The 24,033-nt window shown below is 61.1% G+C and carries 21 protein-coding genes; 3 read left to right on the top strand and 18 right to left on the bottom strand.

Annotated elements, in window-relative coordinates:
- Positions 1–77: 77 nt before the first annotated feature.
- From KSX58_RS03730 to leuA, 9 genes are all read right to left on the bottom strand, one after another.
- Positions 78–1,142: a glycoside hydrolase family 43 protein gene (locus tag KSX58_RS03730; RefSeq protein WP_217735803.1), complete on the bottom strand. Its 1,065-nt coding sequence runs from the start codon at positions 1,140–1,142 to the stop codon at positions 78–80.
- 132 nt (positions 1,143–1,274) lie between these two features.
- Complete coding sequence (locus tag KSX58_RS03725) at positions 1,275–1,748, bottom strand: hypothetical protein (RefSeq protein ID WP_029577009.1); 474 nt, start codon at positions 1,746–1,748, stop codon at positions 1,275–1,277.
- A gap of 116 nt (positions 1,749–1,864) precedes the next feature.
- On the bottom strand, positions 1,865–2,761 hold the full coding sequence (locus KSX58_RS03720) for a carbohydrate ABC transporter permease (protein ID WP_003807524.1): 897 nt from the start codon (positions 2,759–2,761) through the stop codon (positions 1,865–1,867).
- 2 nt (positions 2,762–2,763) lie between these two features.
- Positions 2,764–3,678, bottom strand: coding sequence for a carbohydrate ABC transporter permease (locus tag KSX58_RS03715; RefSeq protein WP_236836779.1), 915 nt, complete (start codon positions 3,676–3,678; stop codon positions 2,764–2,766).
- Positions 3,678–4,949 (bottom strand): ABC transporter substrate-binding protein, encoded by a 1,272-nt coding sequence (locus KSX58_RS03710; protein ID WP_029577006.1) that lies wholly within the window; start codon positions 4,947–4,949, stop codon positions 3,678–3,680. Before KSX58_RS03710 ends, KSX58_RS03715 begins: the two co-directional genes overlap by 1 nt.
- 219 nt (positions 4,950–5,168) lie before the next feature.
- Positions 5,169–6,188 carry a family 43 glycosylhydrolase gene (locus KSX58_RS03705; RefSeq protein WP_151908289.1) on the bottom strand — a complete coding sequence of 340 codons (1,020 nt, stop codon included), beginning with the start codon at positions 6,186–6,188 and terminating at the stop codon, positions 5,169–5,171.
- A gap of 339 nt (positions 6,189–6,527) precedes the next feature.
- Entirely contained in the window at positions 6,528–7,601 is a 1,074-nt protein-coding gene (locus tag KSX58_RS03700) for a LacI family DNA-binding transcriptional regulator (protein ID WP_217735802.1), read from the bottom strand.
- A gap of 27 nt (positions 7,602–7,628) precedes the next feature.
- Positions 7,629–9,743 (bottom strand): family 43 glycosylhydrolase, encoded by a 2,115-nt coding sequence (locus KSX58_RS03695; RefSeq protein WP_217735801.1) that lies wholly within the window; start codon positions 9,741–9,743, stop codon positions 7,629–7,631.
- 258 nt (positions 9,744–10,001) lie between these two features.
- On the bottom strand, positions 10,002–11,912 hold the full coding sequence (gene leuA / locus KSX58_RS03690) for a 2-isopropylmalate synthase (protein WP_217735800.1): 1,911 nt from the start codon (positions 11,910–11,912) through the stop codon (positions 10,002–10,004).
- Positions 11,913–12,113: 201 nt separating this feature from the next.
- On the opposite strand from leuA, the gene KSX58_RS03685 reads away from it, so the two are divergent.
- Entirely contained in the window at positions 12,114–13,643 is a 1,530-nt protein-coding gene (locus tag KSX58_RS03685; RefSeq protein WP_227561377.1) for a metallophosphatase, read from the top strand.
- 13 nt (positions 13,644–13,656) lie between these two features.
- Here the strand turns inward: KSX58_RS03685 and KSX58_RS03680 are convergent, their stop codons facing one another.
- Positions 13,657–14,289: a DUF5701 family protein gene (locus tag KSX58_RS03680; protein WP_085408103.1), complete on the bottom strand. Its 633-nt coding sequence runs from the start codon at positions 14,287–14,289 to the stop codon at positions 13,657–13,659.
- Positions 14,290–14,486: 197 nt separating this feature from the next.
- Here KSX58_RS03680 and asd point away from each other — a divergent pair, with 197 nt between their 5' ends.
- Positions 14,487–15,581, top strand: coding sequence for an aspartate-semialdehyde dehydrogenase (gene asd / locus KSX58_RS03675; protein WP_085408102.1), 1,095 nt, complete (start codon positions 14,487–14,489; stop codon positions 15,579–15,581).
- A 215-nt stretch (positions 15,582–15,796) separates the two neighbouring features.
- On the opposite strand, the gene KSX58_RS03670 is transcribed toward asd, so the two are convergent.
- The 4 genes from KSX58_RS03670 to dnaX all read right to left on the bottom strand — a co-directional run bounded on the left by KSX58_RS03670 (position 15,797) and on the right by dnaX (position 20,559).
- Entirely contained in the window at positions 15,797–16,363 is a 567-nt protein-coding gene (locus tag KSX58_RS03670) for an ACT domain-containing protein (RefSeq protein WP_003807504.1), read from the bottom strand.
- 92 nt (positions 16,364–16,455) lie between these two features.
- A complete protein-coding gene (locus KSX58_RS03665) occupies positions 16,456–17,217 on the bottom strand; it encodes an aspartate kinase (RefSeq protein WP_003807502.1) in 762 nt (253 codons plus the stop codon).
- Between the two features lie 178 nt (positions 17,218–17,395).
- A complete protein-coding gene (gene recR, locus KSX58_RS03660; RefSeq protein WP_085408101.1) occupies positions 17,396–17,998 on the bottom strand; it encodes a recombination mediator RecR in 603 nt (200 codons plus the stop codon).
- A gap of 116 nt (positions 17,999–18,114) precedes the next feature.
- Positions 18,115–20,559 (bottom strand): DNA polymerase III subunit gamma/tau, encoded by a 2,445-nt coding sequence (dnaX, locus tag KSX58_RS03655; RefSeq protein WP_085407476.1) that lies wholly within the window; start codon positions 20,557–20,559, stop codon positions 18,115–18,117.
- Positions 20,560–20,824: 265 nt separating this feature from the next.
- Here dnaX and KSX58_RS03650 point away from each other — a divergent pair, with 265 nt between their 5' ends.
- Positions 20,825–21,421 carry a TetR/AcrR family transcriptional regulator gene (locus KSX58_RS03650; protein ID WP_033499555.1) on the top strand — a complete coding sequence of 199 codons (597 nt, stop codon included), beginning with the start codon at positions 20,825–20,827 and terminating at the stop codon, positions 21,419–21,421.
- A 103-nt stretch (positions 21,422–21,524) separates the two neighbouring features.
- Here the strand turns inward: KSX58_RS03650 and KSX58_RS03645 are convergent, their stop codons facing one another.
- The 4 genes from KSX58_RS03645 to KSX58_RS03630 all read right to left on the bottom strand — a co-directional run bounded on the left by KSX58_RS03645 (position 21,525) and on the right by KSX58_RS03630 (position 23,865).
- Positions 21,525–22,640: a diacylglycerol kinase family protein gene (locus tag KSX58_RS03645; RefSeq protein ID WP_118234972.1), complete on the bottom strand. Its 1,116-nt coding sequence runs from the start codon at positions 22,638–22,640 to the stop codon at positions 21,525–21,527.
- Positions 22,641–22,737: 97 nt separating this feature from the next.
- A complete protein-coding gene (locus KSX58_RS03640; protein WP_237976392.1) occupies positions 22,738–23,130 on the bottom strand; it encodes an Rv3654c family TadE-like protein in 393 nt (130 codons plus the stop codon).
- 79 nt (positions 23,131–23,209) lie between these two features.
- A complete protein-coding gene (locus tag KSX58_RS03635) occupies positions 23,210–23,575 on the bottom strand; it encodes a TadE family type IV pilus minor pilin (protein ID WP_003807487.1) in 366 nt (121 codons plus the stop codon).
- A 2-nt stretch (positions 23,576–23,577) separates the two neighbouring features.
- Positions 23,578–23,865 (bottom strand): DUF4244 domain-containing protein, encoded by a 288-nt coding sequence (locus tag KSX58_RS03630; RefSeq protein ID WP_003807484.1) that lies wholly within the window; start codon positions 23,863–23,865, stop codon positions 23,578–23,580.
- Positions 23,866–24,033: the final 168 nt, after the last annotated feature.

Below are 24,033 nucleotides of genomic sequence, written 5' to 3'. Positions count from 1 at the left end.
GGCTTCCCGGTTATTCCGGGAAGCCCCCTTGGTTTTGCCGCGTGCACACGCGGGCGCACGGTCGTCAGCGTCGTTCGTCAGAATGCATGCACATACCGGGCGAGACGGTCGTATTCGGCGCGCGTCAGCGAGGCGACGCCACCGTGCTTCGTATGCGCGGTGAGGAAGTAATCGTCCGCCTGCAACGGCATCCAGCCCTGATCGAGATCGCGGCTGACCATCGGACGGTATCCGATCGACGGAATCACGTCCACGAACAAGTACCATTCGTCGTCCGGTCCACCGTTGTTGTGGTGGTTGGCGAACACCGCAGGACCTTCCACGCCGCCGGGGTTGCCGTCCGGCACGTAGCCTGCGCCAATCCGGTCCTGCACCTTGGTCCAGGTCGTTCCCGGCTCCCACCAGCGCTTCGCGTCGGTGCGGTCCATCCAGATGCCGGTGCCATGCGCATTGTCTTTGGTGATGCGGTACGTGCGCACACCACCATCAGGCAGCGGACGTTGGATCATCGTGGTGTCGATGGCGTCACCGTGGTTGTCGATGAACACGCCACCATATTCGAACGTGTCCTGCGTGAAATCGGTGGTGGCGCCCCACAGCACGGTGCAGTAGACGTTCTTGTCGTCGTGAGCCTTGTCCGCATCATTGAACACGGTGCTGGACCAATACATGACGAATGCGCCGCGCCCACCGTGATGGCCTTGCGGATAGTAGTCCGGCACCCAAAGGCATTCGCAGGCCCAGGCCATGCCGAGCTCCAGATGGGAGCCGTCCGGCTTGCGGGACACGTCGAGCATGCGCGGCTCGCTCCAATGGAGCAGATCGTCGGATTCCCAGATGATGAGATTCGTGCTGGCGTGGTGGCTCCACTCGTACCAGCCGCCGCCGTCGCCTCCGAACACACGCAGATCGGTGGCGATGATATACCACGTGCCGGTGTCGGGATTGCGGATGATATGCGGATCGCGCACGCCTGTGGTACCGAGATGCGAAGCCAGCACAGGCTTTCCATCGTTGAGCGGCACCCAACGGTGCGGATTGTCACCGTCGGATATATCCATGTAAATCTTCTCGGCGTAGCCGTCCGGATCCTCGATGAAGTGGACGAGCAGATAGCCGTAGTCGTCGGTTGTGTCGGTCATGGTCCCACCTTGTGGTTGTGAATGAATGAATTGGATAAGTGAATTGCGTGTTCGATAACGTACCGCGTCAACATGCGCGGATACGAAAAAAGCCGCCGCCACGAGAGCGACAGCTTTCTTCGGGAAGGAGGATTAGCCCTGATGCGTGCGGGCCCATGTGCGGATCGCATCCTGCTGCGCCGCGATGGCCTTGTTGCGGGCCAGATAGATGACCAGGGTGATGGAATACAGTGCAAGGCCGATGAGGTCCATCGTGCCCAGGGAGAAGACCACCACGATTGCCAGCCAGATGATCACCCACCGGCTGGTGGTGCCGGGAGCGAGACACCGCATGGACATGATGAAGCTGACGATGCCGATAATCAGCACCAGCAGCGCGTAGATGCCCACCACCGTCGAGGCGTTGTCCACCGCGGAATAGTCCGTTTTCAGCAAACCGTTATGTTCCAGCAGATCGTAGGCTTGGCCTTTGAACCAGCTGGTGAACATGAACAGTGTGATGGACGCCATGATCACGTTGTAGGCGGCGGCGATGGTCATCAGCACTCGTTCCGCCTTGCGAGCCAATGGTGCCGGCGGCTGCATGGTGTTGCCTTGCGGATTCATATCGGTCCTTTCCGTGGTGTGGCCTCATCCGATGTGCGATGCGCAGCTCGGGAAAGATAAAATCACAGGCCCGTCCGTTTGGGGACGGACCTGTGCATTATCTCACTCGGCCGGTATCAGCCCTTGAGGCCGGAGGTGATGTTCAGGGACTGCAGGAAGTACTTCTGCGCGAACAGGAACAGCAGCAGGGTCGGGATGATGGCCATGCAGGTGGCCGCCATCAGGGAGCCCATCTGGTTGTACTGGCCCATCTGGTTGCTCAGCAGCTGCAGACCAGCGGTGACCGGCATCTTGTTGATGTCGTTGAACACCAAGGTCGGCCACAGGAAGTCGTTCCAAGCGCCGGTGAAGCTGAACAGGAAGATGACGATCAGAATCGGGCGGATGGCCGGCAGCATGATGCGGGTGAAGATCTGGAAATCAGTGGCGCCGTCGATTTCGGCCGCCTCGTCCAGTTCCTTCGGGATGCCCTTCATGAAGTTGCGCACCAGGAAGATGTTCGCCACGTTGCCCAGGCCAGGGATGATGCAGGCCCAGTAGGTGTTGACCCAGCCGAGGGAGGCGATGATGCGGTACTGCGGAATCATGTTGACCACGGCAGGGAACATCGAGATGAGCAGCAGGACGAAGAACAGCGTATCGCGGTACTTGAAGTTCAGACGGGAATAGCCGAAGCCTGCGAGCGCGACGATGCACACGGACAGCACTGCGAACACGGTCGAGATGATCAGCGAGTTGCCCAGCCAGTTCAGGACCGGGTAGCTGGCGGATGCCTCGATCAGCGTCATGTAGTTGTCAAGCACCCACTTCGCGGGCAGGAAGTTGAACGCGTTGGAGGTGAATTCGGCCACCGACTTGAACGAAGTCGTCACGGTGTAGATCACCGGAAGCAGCCAGACGACTGCCAGCACGACGAGCACCACATAGACGGCGATCAGCGACGGAGAGACCTTTTTGGTTTTGTTTTCAGGAATTGCCGCGCTTGCGACATTGACTGTGGTTGCAGCGGACATCTTCAGTCCTCCTTATTCATGAAGATCAGCTGGATCGCGGCGATGGCCATCAGGATGATGCCCAGCAGCAATGCCATTGCGGAAGCCATGCCGGCGGCCGCAGGGCCGGCGGGGAACGCGAGGTTCCTGATATCCATCAGCAGCACCTGGGTCTGGTAGTTCGGCCCGCCGTTGGTCAGCATGACCGGCTGGCCCCACACGTTGAAGGCGCCCGTGGTGGTCATGATGGTGGTGTAGAACAGCGGCAGCTTGATTTCCGGCAGAGTGATGGAGAAGAAGATCCTGACCGGACCGGCTCCGTCGACCTTCGCGGCTTCGTAGAGGCTCTCGTCCACGCCGGAGAGCGCGGAACGGTAGATGACGAGGTTTCCGCCGATGCCGGCCCACAGCACGAGCACGAAGATGGTGATCCATGCGTACGGGTTCTTGCCGAGCCAGTTGATGTCGGTGTGGAAGGTGGTGTTCAACAGGCCGAACTGGGAGTTGAAGACCATGCGCCAGACCAGTGCGCCGGCGGCGATGGAGATCAGGCCGGGGATGTAGAAGATCGCCTGGAACAGACCGGCGCCCTTGAGTCCCTTCTTGCTGAGCGCCACGGCGAGCAGCAGCGGCACGATGATGGTCAGCGGCACGCTGACCAGCACGAAGAGCAGAGTGTGGCCGAGGTCACGCCAGAAGATCGAGTAGAAATAGGTGCTGGGGTCGAAGATCTTCGCGAAGTTCTGCAGGCCGACGAACTTCGGCGCACCGACCATGTTCCAACGGGTGAACGCCAGTCCAATGCCGAAGATAATCGGGATGATGCCGAAGACGGCGAAGATGATGAAGTGCGGAGCGATGTACGGCAGCGCGTGCCAGATGGAGTTCTTGCGCTTCATGGATGATTTTGCGGATCCGATCGTAGATGCCTTGCTCATCACGATTCCTCCTGAATCTCGATTTGGCCCTGGGCCATGAGGTCGAGGGTCTTCAGACCTTCTTCAAGACCAACATTGCCGTAGACGATGTCGTTGTATGTGCCCCAACCAGCGGTCGCATAGCCTCCGTAGAGGTAGTTGGAGGTCTTGATGTAGTCGCGTTCCTTCTTGCTGTTGGTGAAGGACGCCTGGATCAGCTTCTGGTACTTCGGGTTGTTCAGATCGCGGTATGCCGGCGAGATGGAACCGACCTCAGACCAATCCATCCAGTGCTCGTACACGTACTTGACAAAGTCGGCGGCGGCTGCGGATTTCGCCGCGGAGCGGTGCGGATCCTTCAACTGCATCCAGTTGCACTGGTAGAAGAAGTTCACCGGATTGTCGGCGCTGTACTGCAGGGTGTTAGCTTCCGCGATCTTGTCGGCGCCCAAGGTGTTGGACATATTGCCCTGCGCCCACGTGCCAAGCTGCGCGAACACGGCCTTGCCGGAACCGAACGCCTGCTCGCCGTCGACGTCCATCGGGGCGATCACACCGGCGTCGTACGCCTCCTTGAGCTTCTCCATGGGCTTGCGCCACACGTCCTTGGTCAGGTCGTCCATATCGTTCTCAAGCGTGCCGCCCGCGCCGTACAGCAGGGACATGAAGGCCCACGGCAGATTGCCGTAAGTCAGCGCGTAGGTGCCCTTGGGCAGCTTGCCCTTGAGGTCCTTGATCTCGTCGATGGTGACGAATCCGTCGTCGAGGATGTACTGCAGGTTGTACTTCTTGACCAGGTCCTTGTTGTAGTAGATGGCCATCTGGTACAGATACAGCGGAATGCCGTAGGCCTTGCCATTGACGGTGACGCCCTTCCAAGTGGCGGGCAGGAAGCTGCTTTCCTTGAGGTCCGGGGCGACCTTCTGCCAATCGTCCATGGTGTCGAGCAGACCTTGGGACTGCAGAACGGCGGTCTGGAACTGGTCGCCGATGATGATGTCGGGGATGTTCTTGCCGGTCTGCATCACGGAATAGATCTTCGTGGTCAGATCGCCGCCGTTCATCGGCTGGAAAACGACCTTGTAATCGCTCTGGGCGTTGTATTCCTTGACGATGCGCTGCATTGCAGGACCGTCATCGCCCACCAGATTGTTCCAGAAGTAAATGGTCTTGCTTTCACCCGAAGAGGCACCACAGCCTCCGGCGGCAAGCACAAGTCCAAGTGACGCACACACGGCTACGGCAGCCTTGGCAAAGCGCCGCAACCCGGTAAGATGCCTGGATGTAGACATTGTTTCCTTCCTTATTCCTCAACGGACCATCGCCGGACCGCTCCTCGTTGCAATCCGAATGGGAAGAATCCTTTTCGATTGAGCCTCCCTGCTCATTTGCAACGTTGTAATTTTGATTATACAGCTATTTTCATCGTTGTACAAACGGTAACACGCCGACGACAACAGCCAGCTTTATGGATGGGGTTATAGACGGGGTGCCCCCTCCGGCCACGCCCCTCAGTGGCCTACGGCCGGAGTTCCCGCAAGCGGGCCACCATCAGCGGGCAACACGTCCGTGGTAGTGGGGGTCCACAGATTATCAAGTTCCGGCACGCCGAAATCCGGACCGTCGGCGGTCCACTTGACCACACCGACGCGCGCGTGGCGATTCGGGTCGAACAGCGGATCGCCCTTGATTTCCGTGTAGTTGCGGCAGTGGTAGATCATCAGGTCCTCGGTGCCGTCCTCGGACTTGGTGAATGAATTGTGGCCCGGACCATACTGACCGTTCTCGGCGCAGGTCTTGAACACCGGCACCGGGCTCTTAGTCCAGGAGGCCTTGTCCAGCAGATCGCTGCCGCGCTCGGCGGTCAACAGCCCCACGGCGTACGGAACTCCGGTGCCGGAGGCGGAATACGTGATGTAGATCTTGTTCTCATGGAACAGGAAGGCCGGTCCTTCGTTGACCAGGAAGTCGATGCATTCCCAGTCGTATTCCGGCTTGGTCAGCATGACGGGCTCGCTGCCCAGCGTCCACGGATTGGCCATCTTGGCGATATACAGATTGGAGTTGCCTTCGATGGCGGGATCCTTCTGCGCCCATACCAAGTACTGCACGCCATCGATCACCTCGGTGGTGGCGTCAAGTGCGAAGGAGTCGATCGGGGTGATGATCTGGCCCTTCTCCACCCAGTTGTCGGAAGTTGGATCGTCGTCGGTGTTCTCCAGCACGAACATGCGGTGCGTCGGCAGGCCGGATGCTTCGAAATCCGTTGCGGCGCCTGCGAAGTAGATATACCATGCGCCATTGATGCGGTGTAGTTCGGGGGCCCAGATGTAGATGCTTGCCGGGCCGGATTCGTGCTTGCGCCACACCACCGTCTCCGGAGCCTTCTGCAGATCGTTGATGCTCGACGCGTGCCGGATGGCGATGCAGTTGTATTCCGGATCGGAGGCGGTGAAATAATACTCGCCGTCAACCTTGAGCACCCAGGGGTCTGCGCGCTGAAGCACGATCGGATTGTTGTAAACAACCATGTTTAGTCCTTCTCAATCCGTTGTTCCAGTATTTACAACGTTGAATATATCATTCTTACATCGTTGTAACAACTTGGGCGCGTCATTGTCGGAAGATGCTTGGATGCGGTGCTGCCGCTGGGCATGGGCGTCCATCGTTTGCGCCATTCATGCCAATGTCGGTGCCGCCGTCGGTCATGGGTGCTCGACACGCTCAAGGCCGTTCGGCCAAGCTTACGGTCGAGCGCCCATGCCCGGCGGCGGCACCTTTGGGGAAGAGCCAACCGATGGGTACGGCAACGAGGGCCGGACGGAAAGTATCCCGGTACGCCAGGAAATTTGCCGCAGGCAGACGAACGCTTAGAGAACGAGGGAATCGGCGGGGAGTTTGGTGGATTGGCGCACGACCAGCGATGATGTGACCTTGCGGAAGACCTTCTCCCCCGGTTTGTCGGCATTCGGGTCACGGCCGTCGATACGCTCCTTGAGCACTTTCACCGACAGACGGGCTACCGCTTCAAGTCCCGGCGCGATCGACGTCAGCGCCGGCGACAGGTACTGTGAATCGTCGGAATTGTCGAAACCAACCACGGAGATGTCGTCGGGAATGTGCAAGCCGTGCATCTGAATCGCGTGCATCACGCCGGAAGCCAGCATGTCGTTCAGCGCGACGACGCCATCGACTTTGACGCCGGAATCCAACAACGCGTTCATGGCCCTCACGCCGTCACTACGATGCCACATGCCCGATTCGACGACCAGCCGATCGTCGAATTCGACGCCGGCCTCCTCCAGTGCCTCAAGATACCCTTGGTAGCGCAGCGCGGCGGAACCGACTTTCTCCCCCGGATGAACGCCGACCACGGCCACGCGGCGGCAACCGGTCGTCAGCAGATACTGCGTGGCCCGCTTCGCGCCTTCCACGTTCTCGGTGGCGATGTGATCCACCTGGTCGGTGAAGATGCGTTCGCCAACCAGCACAAGCGGATAATCGACCTTCAGCCGCTCGACGTCATCCTGTCCAAGCTCCAATGGGCTGTAGATCAGGCCGTCGATCATCGTCTGCTGGGACCCGTGCAGCGCTTCCAACTCGCCATCGCGCGAATATTGCGTCGGCTCCACGATCACGCGCAGACCGACTTTCTTCGCTTCTTCGATGACCAGCGATGACAGCTGCGCGAAATACGGCATCTGCAGATCGGGAATGGCCAAGCCGATGATGCCGGTCTGCCCTCGGCGCAGGTTGCGCGCCGATACGTTCACCGTGTATCCCAGTTCCACGATGGCTTTGTTGACCTTGTCGCGCGTGGCCTGCGAGACGAATTCGTAGTCGTTGACCACGTTGGAGACGGTTTTGATCGACACTCCGGCCGCCTTGGCCACCTCACGCATGGTCACGACATGCTCGCCGTTTCCCCCCGTTCGCTTCGGCATATATACCCCTTTTGTCATTCAGCGGACTCAGTCGGCATCGAAGAAACCAACCTCCATCGTTACACCAGCATAGTCGGGGTCGAGTTCCTCCGCCGTTTGCATATCCAGGATGGGCATGCCCTCCTTGGACCAGTGCACGCGGCGCACCTGGGCGTCGCGGCCACCATAGCGGCCGTGCTCGTATTCGGCGTTGTGGAACACGTAGATGAGGTTGCCGTCCTCGTCATGCGACCACATGCCGTGGCCGGTGCCGAGCTGCCAACGCCCGTTGTACATGCCGGACTTCTGCAGCGGATAATCGAGCTTCGTCCATACGCTGGCGTCGGTGAGATCGGCCCCCTGTCCGGCCGGGGCGGTGACCAGGCCGGTCGTGTAGTCGATGCCGACCAGCGAGCCCGAGTAGATCAGGAAAATCGTTCCGTCATGCACGATGGCGTTCGGTCCTTCGGCGATCATGTTGTCCCATGCGAATTCCGGCACGACGATCTGCTTCGGCTTGCTGGTGAGCCTCGCCGGACGAGCCGGGTCAAAGCTGGCGATCCAGATGCTGCCGACCTGCTGCCATGCGTAGTACCAGCGGCCCGAATCGCACAACACGGTCATGTCAAGCGAAATGCGCTGGATCGGATTGAGCGTCTCGCCATCCGGGTCGAGGATAGGCTCGGGCACCGTCCAGTTCTCCGGCTCGCGCGGATCAAAATCCGTGCCGTCGGAATGCTGCTTGAGCTGCATGATGTGGCAGCTGCCGGTCCACATGTCCGGTTTGCCGGCACGATCGTTGGGGGTGCCGTCGGGATTGACGCGCGGACCGTCGAAGCAAGGCATGAACAGGACCGACAGCTTGCCGCCGATCACATGCAGTTCCGGCGCCCAGAAGCAGCCGGTCATCGGACGATCTTCGCTATTGAGATCGCCGCATGCGAGCAGATCGATCTCCTTGGCCCGTCCACCCGCGGCGTCGGAAAGCGCTTCGATGGAGTCGGCGATGCGCAGCGGCATATGGGTTCTACCGTCGTTCGGATCCACGCAATTGCCGTCGGTGTCATCGGTGGCGATGAACATGAACATCGGCTTGCCATTGAAATCCCACGCGAACACCGACGGGTCGGCACGCTCCACCGCGAACGGCACCGGATAGACGCTCTGGCGGATCACACCTTCGACGGTACGGGTCTGGCCGGCCTTGAGCGTTCCCTCGGAGGTCTCCTGGGCGATGGCCTCAAGCTGGGCCATGTTCCAATCCACCGCGCGTGCGGCCTGCGAGCCGTCGCTGTAGGCCAGCTCCGCACGGGTTGCGGCCAAGGCCAGAACCGCATTCCGGGCATCCTCACCATGCAGGCCCGCATCGATTCGCTGGGCGGGCACGGACGTTCCGGTATTGCGGATGCGGCCGAAGCGCTCGATCAGGCGCTCGGCCTCCGGCTCACTGATGGCGATGCTGTTGCCGACGACGGCGTTCGGAATGCCGCAATCCCCGGTCTGACGCAACGGCTGCGACGACGCCGATTCCACGACATCAAGCGGCCTGCCCGAACCGGCGGCGGCTACGATATCGGCCGTCCGCGCGGTGCGTGCCTTGCCATCGTCACCGGTCCAGGAGACGACGTAGCACGCGTCCGCGGCGTCGAAAGAGACGGACGGGCGATTGACCCCACCGGCGGTGCGCAACAGCACCAGCCCCCGCTGGTCGAACGCCGTCAGATCATCGCTGATGGCGAGCAGGAATGCCGACCGTTCGGAACCATCCGGCTCACCGCCGCGGGCGGTACGGGTCGCGGCGATGGCGAATCGTCCGTCCGCAAGGCGGAACAGGAACGGATTCTTCAGCGATTTCAGCGTGATATCCATACCGGGCATGACCACGCCATGGGCGACGGCGTCGGTGGCGGGGCGAGGCGCGTCGAACGGGTCGGCGGCGAAGCGCGCCGCGGCCGTGCACGCACGGCGGGACTCCGCGGTCGCGGCGGCGATCGGCACACCGGCCGCGAAGAAGATGCCATAGTTTTCGTTCAGCGGCTGCCACTCGGCGTCATCGCCGGAACGTAGCGCCAAATGCATGCTGTAGGCGATGTCCTCGTTGTTCGCCTCTTCGCGTCCGGTGGCTTCGCGTGTATAACACAGCAGGGAATAATTGGCCGACATGGAAGATCCTTCAGTAAGCAGATACAGGTTTTATAACGATGTACTATACCGTGTTTTACATCGTTGTACAACTTGGTGTGGCGGCCTTGTGACACCCTTCATCCGCGGAGGGGGAAGCGTCACGGAACGCGCTCGTCATACTTGTGAGCGGGCGCATCGCATGGCACATGACAACGACGAGGGGCTTCCCGGTTACCCAGAAAGCCCCTCGAATCATATCCGGCGCGTTTGCTCAACGCGTCCGTGCAATCAGCGCAATCAGCGCTCGGAACGGTTGATGGCCGAGATGATGGCCTTCAGCGAGCTGGTGACGATGGAGGTATCGATGCCGACGCCCCACACGATGCTCGTGTTGTCTTCCTCGCCGATCTGGCATTCCACATAGGAAGCGGCCATGGCATCGGTGCCGACGGACATGGTGTGCTCCACGTAATCCATCACCGAAGCCTCGATGCCAAAGTTGCTCACGGCGTTGAGGAAGGCGGCGATCGGACCGTTGCCGATGCCGGAGACCTCACGCTCCACCGGCTCGTCGATACCAACGTTCACGCCGCGGTCGAGAATCCTGGCCTTGAGCACGGTGTCGGAACCATCCTCGCCGGAGGAGACGGACACCTTCAGCAGTTTCAGACGGCCCCACTGCTTCAGGGTCTCGTCCTTGCTGTCGCCGACCACGACACCGGCCGCGGTGGCGCCGGATTCCTCGACCGGCAGGTACTCGTCCTTGAACAGACGCCAGATGTCCTCGTCCTTGACTTCCTTCTTGGTCTCATCGGCGTAGTTCTGCACGACCTTCTCGAACTCGACCTGCAGACGCTTCGGCAGATCAAGGTTGTGGTTGGTCTTCAGCAGGTAGGCCATGCCGCCCTTGCCAGACTGGGAGTTCACGCGGATGATGGCCTCGTAGGAACGGCCGATGTCCTTCGGGTCGATCGGCAGGTACGGCACGAGCCACACGAAGCTGTCCAGATCGGCGCCAGCACGGTCGGCGGCCACCTGACGGGCCTCAAGACCCTTCTTGATGGCGTCCTGGTGGGAGCCGGAGAACGCGGTGAACACGAAGTTGCCCGCATACGGATGGCGCTCGGAGATCTTGATCTGGTTGCAGTATTCGACGGTCTTGCGGATTTCCGGAACGTTGGAGTAGTCGATCTGCGGATCGATGCCCTGGGTCAGGAAGTTCAGACCAAGGGTGACCAGGTCGACGTTGCCGGTACGCTCGCCGTTGCCCAGCAGGCAGCCTTCCACGCGGTCGGCACCGGCCAGCACCGCCAGCTCGGTGGCGGCAACGCCCATGCCCTCATCGTTGTGCGGATGCAGGGAGAGCACCACGGCGTCACGCGGCACGAGGTGGTTGGACACATACTCGACCTCGTCGGCGAAGACGTTCGGCGTGGTCATTTCCACGGTTGCCGGCAGGTTGATGATCATCGGATGTTCCGGCGTCGGCTTGATGACGTCGATCACCGCGTTGCACACCTCGACTGCGTACTCCGGCTCGGTGCCGGTGAAGGATTCCGGAGAATACTCGTAGTACAGGTCGATGCCCTTGGCTTCGCCCTCGAGCTCCTTGCACAGGGTGGCCGCGTCGGTGGCGAGCTTCTTGATGCCGGCCTTGTCCTTGCGGAACACGACCTCGCGCTGCAGCACGGACACGGAATTGTAGAAGTGCACGACGGCGCGCTTGGCGCCCTTCAGGCACTCGTAGGTCTTGCGGATCAGGTGCTCACGGGCCTGGGTGAGCACGACGATGGTGACGTCATCCGGAATGAGCTCGCGCTCGATCAGCATGCGGATGAAGTCGTAATCGGTTTCGGAAGCCGACGGGAAGCCGACCTCGATCTCCTTGAAGCCCATCGACACGAGCAGGTTCCAGAAACGCAGCTTGCGCTCGGAATCCATCGGGTTGACGAGAGCCTGGTTGCCGTCGCGCAGATCGACGGAGCACCAACGCGGCGCACGCTGCAGTCGCTTGCCCGGCCACGTACGCTCCGGGAAATCAAACGGCACCTGCTTATCGTATGCGACGTACTTGTTGTACGGCATCTTGCTGGGCTTTTGCGGAGCTCCAATGTAACGCGCCGGAGGCAGCAGCGGGTCGTTGTTCCCTCCGTTGGACGCCGCGGCGACTGCCGCGAGATCAAACACTGACGATTGATCCTGACCCATCACTCCTCCTTATCTGTAAAGTCGGATCGGCCTTCTGCCAATCCACATTGTTACGTGCATGTTACCTACCTGCACTGCCGCCCATACTAGCGACAACCAATCCCATATTTTGCCGGTATTCCGCGATATGACGGCATGGTTTGCGATTTTCGCGCCCTTATTTCACCCCATATCCAGATTTGCCGCAGTACAGTGGGCATCATGAGCTTGCGATTCAACAGCGACGGTACGTTCCGGGTGCTGCAAATGGCTGATATTCAGGATGGTCCGGACGTGCGCGAAGACACGATTCGGCTGATCGAAGCCGCTATCAGGAAGGCACATCCCGACCTCATCGTGCTCACCGGCGATCAGATCCGCGGCTACGATCCGGCATATATCGATACGTTTCTACGCCGCCGTGGCGAACAGCCCGGTACGCACGTGCGCGCGGTCACCGAAATCGAAGCGAAAATCCGCGGCATCAAACGTCATCCGATCGCCAAAACACTGACCAAATCGCAGCCCTCCGACGAACGGTGGATGATCGACGGCATCGGCACCGATTCGCCGAAACTGGTGAAAAGCGCAGGTCGCAACGGTTCTGCCAGCAAGCTGGAATCGTGGGCGGAAGCCATCAATCGCGTCACCGCGGCGTCGCTGCTCGACGAGACACGGCAGAAAGTGCGCGACACGTTCGCCGCGTTTTTGGGGCCGGCGTTGGAATCGCATATCCCCTTCGCAGCGACGTACGGCAACCATGATTTCCAATGCGGTATCCTCGCCGACGAACAGGACGATCTTTACCGCGAGTTTGCCGGCTGTATGAATCCCGTCGCCGGCTCGTCGCCGTTGGCGCTCGAACCGGGCACGTTCGCGTTGCCGATCGAAGCGTCCGACGGTTCGGGGCGTATCACAATGAGCGTGATGATGGTCAATTCGGGCGATTACGCCGACACGGCAGACGCGGGTGACGGCAACGGACGGCAGTCGGTCACCGAATACGCGAAATACGCGGCGAATTCGCGCGGCTGGGATTTGGCCGACTCCGACGGCTACGGCACCCCCTCGCCGGAAGCCGTCGAATGGCTGAAGCGCGTACAACGCGAGTTGGGCAGGCGCAATGGCGACGGGCAGGCGGTGCCGGCGATTGCCTTCCAGCACATTCCGCCGCAGGAATTCTACGATTGCCTGCGCGAAGTGCCCGCCTACACGCCGAACGCCGTGGAGGGCGCGCGCGAATTCGCAGGACATTGCTATGTGCTCGACCGCGATGTGTGCCGACCCGGTTCGCGGCTGGGCGAGGCGATTGGCTGCGCCGACGTGAACGTGGGCGAAGTGGACGCGTTGCGTGAGGCGGGCGGCTATTTCGCACTGTTCTGCGGGCACGACCACAAGAATTCGTTCGTCGGGCATGTGCACGACATCGATTTGGGGTACGCGCCGACCTGTGGTTTTGAATGCTACGGCCCGAAATCGCGGTTCCGTGGCATCCGGCTGTTTGAATTCCGCGAAGACAATCCGATGGCGTACGTGACGCGCATGCTGACGTGGGGCGATCTGGTCGGCCGTTATTCCAGCAACGAATTACGCGTGTTCTTCGAGGACCATTGCGTGACGGACCTGATCGGCGTGCGCAACGAGCTGCGCAGGCCGCAGGTCAGCGCCACGCTATTGGGCGCGGGCGCGGTGGCCTGCGGCGCAATCGGCTACGCGGCGCGGGAGCTGCTGCGCAGGCCCGCGAGAAAATAACGGCTTATCCGAATCAGCGAAAGAGACTGACGCCGCGACGGGCCACGCAGTAGGCGTTGCCCAGCCACGTGTGGCGCGAATTCGGCCAGACCGCGCCCAGACGCGGCGCGTTCTGGCTCATCCAGATGCTGGGCACGCGGCCGTCCGCGGAACGTGAGCCCAGCAGATTGAAGCCGTTCTTCTCCAGCAACCATTCCGGATGCTGTGTGGCAATCGCAAGACCTTCCTCCAATGTGAGCGGCAGGCGCTCGTCGGAATCGATCAGCTTGCGTGCCACGTCCGGCTCGCGGTTGATATAGCAGGTGCCGGTGTGCGGTTCGACCACCAGATAGAACGGCCCCTCCGGCGGCTCGAAACCATCCTGCGGCAGGAAGCTGGCGATATCGCGCGGCGGCATGGTGGTGAACCCCGCCATGCGGTTGATGGAGGTTCGGGCGATCAGCGATTCAGGAGACACCAGCTCGCGCGTAGGTACCAGAAGGATCTGCGTGCCCAATCCAGCTTCATCACCGCAATCCTCCAACGCACGGATAAGCGGGCGCGCAAGCGAGCGGAACGCGGCTGCCGACATATCGGCCACATCCGGATACCCCAACGCCACGATACGATCCAGCTGCTTCTGCGCTTCTTCTGATGCCTTCGACATGTCTACCAGTGTACGCGAGCGCGTTTACCGACCAGCATACGGATAGCTCGGCGGACATGACGGCATGTTTTCGTAAGATTGAACAACGCGTGTGGCCGCCCACGACGTCGTTTGGGGCCGGCTGGTCGACCTCAAGCGTAAGCAAAATCAAACTTGCAAAACTTGGAAAACCGTTCCAGCATAAGCGAAAGGTTGTTATGTCCGAAAAGATTAAGGTTGGCATTCTCGGAGCTACGGGCATGGTCGGACAGCGCTTCGTGACGCTGCTCGAAAACCATCCGTGGTTCGAACTGGTCACCCTTGCCGCGTCCGCGCACAGCGCCGGCAAGACCTACGAGGAGGCCATCGGCAGCCGCTGGAAGATGGAAACCCCGATGCCGGAGTTCGTCAAGCACATGGTCGTCAAGAACGTGGCCGACGTCGAGGACGTGGTCAAGGACGTCGACTTCGTGTTCTCCGCGGTGAACATGCCGAAGGACGAGATCCGCGCCATCGAAGAGGAATACGCGAAGACCGAGACCCCGGTCGTGTCCAACAACAGCGCCCACCGCTGGACTCCGGACGTGCCGATGGTGGTGCCGGAGATCAATCCGGAGCACTATGAGGTCATCGAACATCAGAAGAAGCGTCTCGGCACCACGCGCGGTTTCATTGCCGTCAAGCCGAACTGCTCCATCCAGGCCTATACTCCGGCTTTGGCCGCGTGGAAGGAATTCGAGCCGCACGAGGTCATCGTGAGCACGTACCAGGCCATTTCCGGCGCGGGCAAGACGTTCAAGGATTGGCCGGAAATGGTGGGCAACATCATTCCGTTCATCTCCGGCGAGGAAGCGAAGTCCGAGAAGGAGCCGCTGAAGGTCTTCGGCCATGTGGACGAGGCCAAGGGCGAGATCGTGCCGTTCGACGGTCCGCTGCGCATCACCTCGCAGTGCATCCGCGTGCCCGTGCTCAACGGCCACACCGCCACCGTGTTCATCAACTTCGGTAAGAACCCGACCAAGGACGAGCTGATCGACCGTCTGGTCAACTACACCAGCAAGGCCGCCAAGCTTGGCCTGCCGCACGCTCCGAAGCATTTCATCCAGTACCTGACCGAGGACGACCGTCCGCAGGTGCTCAAGGATGTGGATTACGAGGGTGGTATGGGTGTTTCCATCGGCCGTCTGCGTGAGGATTCCATTTTCGATTGGAAGTTCGTGGGATTAGCGCACAATACCCTGCGTGGCGCCGCCGGCGGCGCGCTGGAAAGCGCAGAAATGCTTAAGGCGTTGGGTTACATCACCAAGAAGTGATGCGACGTTTATGCGGCTTGGGTAGCTAAACCGTAAGCCGCATAGACGAGCCATAGCCAGGCAAAAGGCCGACTCTTCGGAGCCGGCCTTTTGCTTGTTCGGGGACTGCTTGGCACGGTATGCAACGTACGGCGTGAATCGTAAAAAGCAAACGAAAAGGGCATGGTCGCAAAACCATGCCCTTTAAAAATACTGGGAAACTGAAGCCAGCACTATCAGCGGCCGGTGCCGCCGTACACCACGGCTTCCACCTGGTCGGCGTCCAGACCGTAGGCGGTGTGCAGCGCCTTGACGGCGTCGTTGAGCTGCTCAAGCGGCACAAGCGCGGCGATGCGGATTTCGGACGTGGAGATCATCAGCACGTTCACGCCCTTGTCGCTCAGCGCGTTGAAGAACTTCGCGGCCAGACCGGAATGGGTCTTCATGCCCACGCCGACCACGGCCACCTTGCCGACGTTCGGGTCGACGTCGAAGGACTGGAAGCCCAGCTCGCCCTGCTTCTCCTGCAGCACTTCCTGGACCTTGGCCGCAGCGGTGCCCGGCACGGTGAAGGAGATGTCGGCGGTGCCGGTGGAGGCGGAGGCCTGCACGATCATGTCCACGTTCACGCCGGCCTCGGCCAGCATGGTGAACACCTTCGCCGCCATGCCCGGCTCGTTCGGCACGCGGCGCACGGTGGCCAGCGACTCGGTGCTGTCGTGCGCGACGCCGGAGATGATCGGCACTTCCGGCCCCAGGTCGGGGAACAGGTCGCCCATGGACTGGTTGTTGTTTTCGCTCATGTTCTTACCTTTGTTTGTAAAGTCTTATTTTCGTTTTCGCGTTGTCTTGCAAGTATTTGCGATTGCCTGCGATTACACCGCCCGGCTGCCGTTCAGATGTTCGGCAGGGTGCGCGGATCGACGCCTTCCGGCACGATCAGCGTGCCGCGACGGTGGGAGAAGGAGCTGCGCACGTGCAACGGCATGCCGAATCGTTGCGCGTATTCCACGCAACGCAATGCCAGCACCTTGGAACCGCAGGACGACATTTCCAGCATCGATTCGTAGTCGATGACGGGAATGCGACGGGCGGTCGGCACGATACGCGGATCGGCGGTGAACACGCCATCGACGTCGGTGTAGATTTCGCAGATGTCGGCATCCAGCGCCACTGCGAGCGCGACTGCGGAAGTATCGGAACCGCCACGGCCGAGCGTGGTGGCGTCGCCGCCTTCGTTCACGCCTTGGAAACCGGCCACGATCGCCACAGAACCCTTATCCAATGCACGACGCACGCGATCGGGCTTCACGGCCTTGATATGCGCGGTGCCGAACTGCGCGTCGGTCATGAAACCAGCCTGGGAACCGGTGAACGAGTATGCATGAGAACCGGCCGCATGAATCGCCATAGCGAGCAAACTCATCGAAATACGCTCGCCTGCGGTCATCAGCATGTCCATCTCGCGCGCCGGCGGGTTGGAATCGATGCTGAGCGCCTGATCGATCAGGTCGTCGGTGGTGTCTCCCATGGCGGAGACCACGACGGCCACGTCATTGCCGGCGTTCTTCGTTTCGATGATGCGTCGGGCCACGCGCTTGATCGATTCTGGATCGGCTACGGAAGAGCCGCCAAACTTCTGCACGATGAGAGCCACAACTTATCCAATCTTCTTCAACGTATCACCTGCCCGATTCGGCAAGTGAAGCCTATTATAGGAAACATCCATTTTGTCAAGTCCAACCGCGCCCAACATGCGGAACACGTTGCTGGACAGCGGTTGAGTATGAGCTGGGCGCGGGACCGACGGCTCGCGGAGGCCATGCCAGCGGAGCTCATACGGCGCGACGGCCGGCGAGCGCGCGGCCCAGGGTGATCTCGTCGGCGTATTCGAGGTCGCCGCCCACCGGCAGGCCGCTGGCGAGCCTTGTTACCTTGATGTCGGTCTGGCTCAACAGCTGCGAGAGGAAGCTGGTGGTGGCCTCGCCCTCCACGTTCGGGTTGAGCGCGAGGATCACCTCCTTGACTTCGCTGTCCTTAAGCCGTTCAAGGAGCTTCGCGATGTTGAGGTCGCTCGGCTGCACGTTGGCCATCGGGTTGATGACGCCGCCCAGCACATGGTACATGCCCCGGTATTCGCGGGTGCGTTCGATGCTCATCACGTCCTTCGGCTCTTCGACCACGCAGATCACGCTGTGGTCGCGGCGTGGGTCGGCGCATACCGGGCATGGGCTGGTTTCGCACACGTTGCCGCAGATATCGCAGAACCGTACTTTTTCCTTGACTTCCGTGATGGCGTCGATCAGTGCCTGCGATTCCTCGTCGGGCGCGTTGAGCAGGTAGAAGGCGATGCGTTGCGCGCCTTTCGGCCCGATGCCGGGCAGGTTGGCGAACGCGTCGATGAGTCGTTGGATGGCGCCGTCATAGGCCAAAGCCATGGTTCATACCTTTCGTTGACTGGTTGCCGCAGCCACGTTCCGGACAACTGACGTCTGATGGCCAGCGCCCGGTACTCGCCGTACGATAAGCGACATGCGACGTGCGGTGGCCGGTGTCAGTCGTCAAGTGTTTTCTTCACCTGCATGTTGCGCGGATTATGCGGATCGTCCGAGCTGAATTCCTCGACTTTCTTCACTTCGAACACCCTGTTCAGGTCGTTCATGTCCAAAGCGTTCGATGCGCCGATCGATTCGTCGCTCATGGAGTATTCGTCGTCTTCCGGGGCGACTTCAGGCTCCGGCGGTCCCGCCTGCACCGGCATGGGGGCTCCCCATGGGTCATCCGCGAATCCTGCCGGCGATGACGCCGGCTGCTGGGCCTGTTGCGATTGCATTTCGCGGGCGCTTTGCCGTGCGCTATGTCGTTCGCTGTGCTGTTCCGGCTGGTTTTGCCGCGGCTGCTCCGGCCCATTCGGTTGGTCTTGCTCCTGATCGTCCGTCTGCGGCGTGGGCAGTGGCGTGGCCCACGGATCGACGTCATCGCTCACATCCGGCACGTCCACATGTTTTACGTGGTGTTCCGGCGGCTGTACGTCGTTGGCGTTGCCTTCGGCGATGGGCGTCTGCGGAATTGGGGTGTTCCACGGATCGTCGTCTTCCGGCTCCTTGGCAACCTCCTTGCCGAGGTTCGCGGTCAGCAATGTGGCGGCCTTCAGCTGTTCCTGCACCAGCTGCGCGTTGATCTTGCTCTGCTCTTCCGGGCTGAGCTTGCTCCACGGCACCGCGGTGGAACCGTCGGCAAGCTTCTTGGCCGGCGCGAGAGTGACATCGGGGCCGAACACCTTATGCACTTCGCCGCGCACGATCTGCACCACATTGGTGGTGCCGTCGACCGCTTCCTTGGCCACGGCCTTGGCGAACGCGTATTTGCTCAACGACTTGTCGAATTTAATCCACAGTCGGCCTTTGGCCCCGTCCAGCAGCACGCGGGGCACTTTCTCGCGGTCCACGTAGCGACGGACATCCTCAGGCAGGCCGGCAACGATCGCGTCCCACTTCTGATCGGGAGTGCGATCGTCCGTTGCCGCAGGCTGGGGCGCGGACTGAGCCACGGACTGGGTGGGAGCGGAAGCTTCGGCATTGGATAGTTTGGATGGCGCAGACTGCGTTTCAACCGGCTTGGACTCGGCTGAAGCGGCCGGCTCGCTGCCTTCCGACAGAGGTCCACCCATCGCCTGCTGGACTTCCGCCAATACGGAGGCCGCTCCGGAAACGACGGCATCGGCCGGATTCGTGGGAGCCGCGGACGGTTCCACGGCATGCCTTCCACGTGCCGATTGCGCGGCGTACCTACGGGAACCGGACGGACGTTGCGATTCAGACGCTGCGGCACCGCCCGCATGCCCAGCTTCCGGCATGCCGGACGATGGTGCGGCGGCTTGCGCGACCACGCCCGTCTCACGACCGGCAAGCAGGCGGGCGGCGAGCAGTTCCAGGCGCATGCGCGGCGAAATCGCACCGGTCATGTTGGCCAGCGTGGCGTTGATCGTATCCGCCATCTGCGTAAGCGCGGCCAATCCCAGCGAAGCCGCCTGGCGATGCAGATCGTCCATGTTCTCGGTCGCGGTGTCGTCAGACAGCACGCTTTCCGCACGCTCACCGCCCAAGGTGAGCACCAACAGGTCGCGCACGCGCGCCAGCAGGTCCTCAACGAAACGTCGGGGGTCGAATCCGCCGACCACGACCTTTTGAATGACGCCATACAGCGCCTCGCCGTTCTTGTCGGCGACGGCGTCGATTGCCTCGCCGATAAGCGCGTCCGGTGTGAAACCAAGCAGCGCGACCGCGGAATCGTAAGGAATCTTGCCGTCGACGGCACCGACCATCAGCTGGTCGAGCACGGACAGCGTGTCACGTACGGATCCGCCGCCGGCACGCATGGCCAAGCGCAGCACACCCGCTTCGGCCTCGATATGCTCGTCGGCGCAGATCTGCTCAAGATACGGGCCCATGACCTCCTGTGGCACCAGACGGAACGGATAGTGGTGGGTGCGGGAGCGAATGGTGCCGATCACCTTGTCCGGTTCGGTGGTGGCGAAGATGAACATGACATGCTCCGGCGGCTCCTCCACGATTTTCAGGAGCGCGTTGAAGCCCTGCGGCGTGACCATGTGGGCCTCGTCGAGGATGAAGATTTTATAGCGATCGCGGGCCGGGGCGAATCCGGCACGTTCACGCAGTTCACGGGCATCGTCCACACCGTTATGGGAGGCGGCGTCGATTTCCACCACGTCGATGGAGCCGGGGCCGCCGGTGGCAAGGTCACGGCAGCTGGCGCATTCACCGCACGGATGCGAGGTCGGACCTTTGGCGCAGTTGACGCAACGGGCCAGAATACGCGCGGAACTCGTTTTACCGCAGCCGCGCGGTCCGGAGAACAGATAGGCGTGCGTGAGCTTGTTCTCGTCAAGCGCACGCATCAGCGGAACCGTGACCTGATCCTGTCCGATCACGCCATCGAACGTGTCGGGACGATACCTTCTATACAGTGCCAGTGCCATCGCAAATTCCTTCCGCCGTAGTGTTCTAGAGTATCGATGAATTACGACACGTTCGCCAATCGGGAAGCGCCGAGGCCGACCATCTCCGCAAGTCCATCGCGTGTCTGTCTGATCTACAACCGGCGCAGCCGGTACTCTGGAAATCAGACATGAACCGTGTGATCGGCGTACCGTCGGTCACGAACGCTGACTGTTGCGCGCCTAAAACCCGTGCGTCACCACCATGCCGCACAAGGCGTTGCCACGCGATTGGGAGGAGAGAGCCATGACCGGGAAACCGGAAGCGTCCACCAGCACCATTGGAGACGCGCGTCGCTTGCAGATCGTGCAGGCGGCACGTGAGATCTGCTTGGAAAAAGGGTTTTCGAAGATCACGATCAGCGATATCGCCGAACGGGTCGGCATGACCAGATCGCTTTTCTACCACTATTTCCAAGACAAAGACCAGGTTGCGGATGCCGTGCTCGACGATGTCATCAGCGAAGTCATCGCCCGCCTGGAAGAGTGGAACGAGCATCGCGAGGCCGGCAACATCTCGAAGGCGCTTGACGATGTGGTGCGGCTGACCCGTTCGCTCATCGCCGATGAAGGCCCGTTCAGCCAACGTCTCATCGAGGATGGCAACGCTGCACTGTATCTGAGGTTCATCGACCGGGCCGCGGACCGCATTTCCGAATACCTGTGCGGTTCCACGGTACGTGAATTCGAGGAAAAGCACGGCATGCCGATCCGCAACGAGCATGAGACCTTCTACACGCTGATCGTCGGCTTGATCTCGCTGATCAGACTGCATCCTGACATTGACGATGACATTGTCAGGCAGGTGGCGGCACAGACGCTGCATTTGGACGAATATCTGTGACGGTGCTCTCACACGCGTCATTCCCGCCGGCAAGCAACATATAACGGCCGTTCAACGTCCGGAGGGGCATCGAGCGGCACCGGCTGGCTGACGGAAAACGACGTCAGGCGAGGAATCTACCGGTAAGAGGGTCACGACCGTCACGTTTGATGGTTTCCAACACCCGTTCCTCGCTGTCGGCCGCCTGCGCTTCCGCCACGGCCGGCGGCACCAGCACACGCAGCGCACGGTCCTTGGCTAAGACCTTCACCGGCAAATGGCCCACGTATTCGCCATCGGCCATCAACACCGGAGGCTCATCCCCTTCGGTGGCGCGGGTGATTTCGATGTCGCGCACCCGCTTCCATCCGAAAGCATGGCTGCCCAGCAGTCGGCCGTGGTAGGCGCGTGCCACCGCGTCCACGCACTCCCGGAAATTCGGCACATGGTCAAGCCACACCAGATCAAGCAGTCCGTCCGCGAACCGTGAATACGGGGACACCTCGATGCCGCCGCCGATATGGCGGGAATTGGCCACGGTGAGCAGTGGCGAGATGATATCCCGCTCCTCCACCGAACCGTCGGCCAGCGTGGCCTTGATGTGGTATCCGTAGCTTTTCATGTGTGTCAGCTCCACGATGACCGCGGCGAAATACCGCAGCGAGCCATTCGGCAGATGCGAATGATTGGCGCGGTCGTTGATGCTTGCGTCCAAACCGCACGACAGCATGCCCGCATAATAGCGGTCGATCGGCGAGCGCGACTGTGAAACATCGGTTCCGTCGGTCGAATCGATGGCATGACCGTCAGGCAACGAAGTCACCAAGCCCATGTCCACGTCGATATGCGTGCCGCGCACAATCGCACCGACAATGCCTTCAACGGCGGTTTCGACGCGATTGACCGGCAAATCCAGTCCGCGTGCGAAATCATTGCCGGAGCCGATGGCCACGATGCCGAGTGGTTTGCCGGAGCAGCCGACTGCGTTGGCGCCTAACGCGACCATGCCGTCGCCTCCGACCGCGACCAGATAATCGTATTCGTCGCCGCGGCGGCGGGCGTTGGCCAGGGAATCGTCGAAGCTTGTGCCGGTCACATCGATTACGTCGAAGCCGTGCTTGCGTCCGGCTCCGCGCAGCAGATCAATGACATGACCGCCCACTTGGGCGCCCTTGCCTTTGTTCGATGTCGGATTGCAGACCACGGCAACGGTCGTATTCGCATGTGACGTCTTGCTCATACTTGTACGATAACCATGTTTCACGTCAAGCGCCAGATTGCCCATTACCTTCAGCTGAACATTCCGTGTCGTCATGCAACGACTGTCCGGCAATCTCCTAATCACAGGCAATAGGCCCCGCACGTGACTGCCGGACGACCCACGGTGCGAACGGTACCTGCGTGGCCGCCTGCACGGCGACCACCGCATCCTCGCCTTCAATGGCACAGGATTCGAGCCGGGTTCCATTGCCCGACGTTGTACGCGATGCGGCCGCGCACGGGTCGGCGGCACCGTCACGCAGCGACTGCGCGGCGGCCACCGACGCCAAGTCGGCCGTATTCTGCGCGCGATGCACGCACAGCAGCAGATTGCCTGCCATGGCGACCGCACCGAGCATGGCCGCGACGATTGCGATCAGCGCGACTCCCGATATGGTTCCGGAACCTTCGTCCGCGCCTTTCAACACATGCACCACTCGTCGCACATACTGTTTCACGTCATGTTTCACGGAAGTCGTTCCTTTCTTGCCGCGCATTGGAAGCCTTTCAAAAACCGTTACGGACAGCACGCTGCCATGAACATCGCAATCAGAAATACCGAGTTGCCTTGCCCACGACGCTGGCGGGCAGCACGCCGGTCGGATCCGCCGCAACCGGGCAACGCACCACAACGGTGACGCTGTTCGCATTGGCGGCGAACGACACCGTGGAACCGCCACCGGCAATGGTTTGCGCCGCGGCGCGGGCTTTCGCTTCGCCGCCGGCGTCAATCGCCATGGCCCTCGCACCGGCGGCCGCAGCGTCCTGACAGTTCATGGACACTATGGAGGCACGCCCCAAACACAGCACCAGAATCGCCACCGCGGCCACGCAGGGAAGCACCACCGCGAATTCGGCGGTGACGGTTCCGCAATCGGCGTCACGGGCATGGCGTCTCCACCATCGCGCAAGCATGGTTACCCCACGCTCAACGCTTTCTTGATGAGGCCGGTCAGCAGCGTTTTCACGACATCCGATTTCACGATGGCGATCAGAACCGCGGCGAATGCCGTGGCCGCCACCAGCACCACCGCGTATTCGGCGGTGACCGCGCCCTTCTCCGGCTCGGCGGTCAGCAGGCGCATGCGCGCGTCCAATAGGCAGACCGCCTTATTGGCACGTTCCTTGGCCGCACATAACTTCTGGCCGACGCGACCCATCAGACCCGGCGAACCATCGACATTGATTGACATTGCGTCGTTCATGACGCTCCTTTCATTCGGCTAATCCCGGCCGATTGACCGGGTACGCTCAGTGTCAGGTATTGGCATCGGCGATGGCATGGTTTTCGTGGGTTGTGGTCGAAGAACGTGGGTTATCCACACCCTCGGCGTGTCATCCACACTTATCCACAAGCGATTAGGGCATGACGG

The organism is Bifidobacterium sp. MSK.17.10 (assembly GCF_019129655.1).
GTDB lineage: Bacteria > Actinomycetota > Actinomycetes > Actinomycetales > Bifidobacteriaceae > Bifidobacterium > Bifidobacterium adolescentis.
This window is presented reverse-complemented; position numbering and strand designations above follow the sequence as displayed.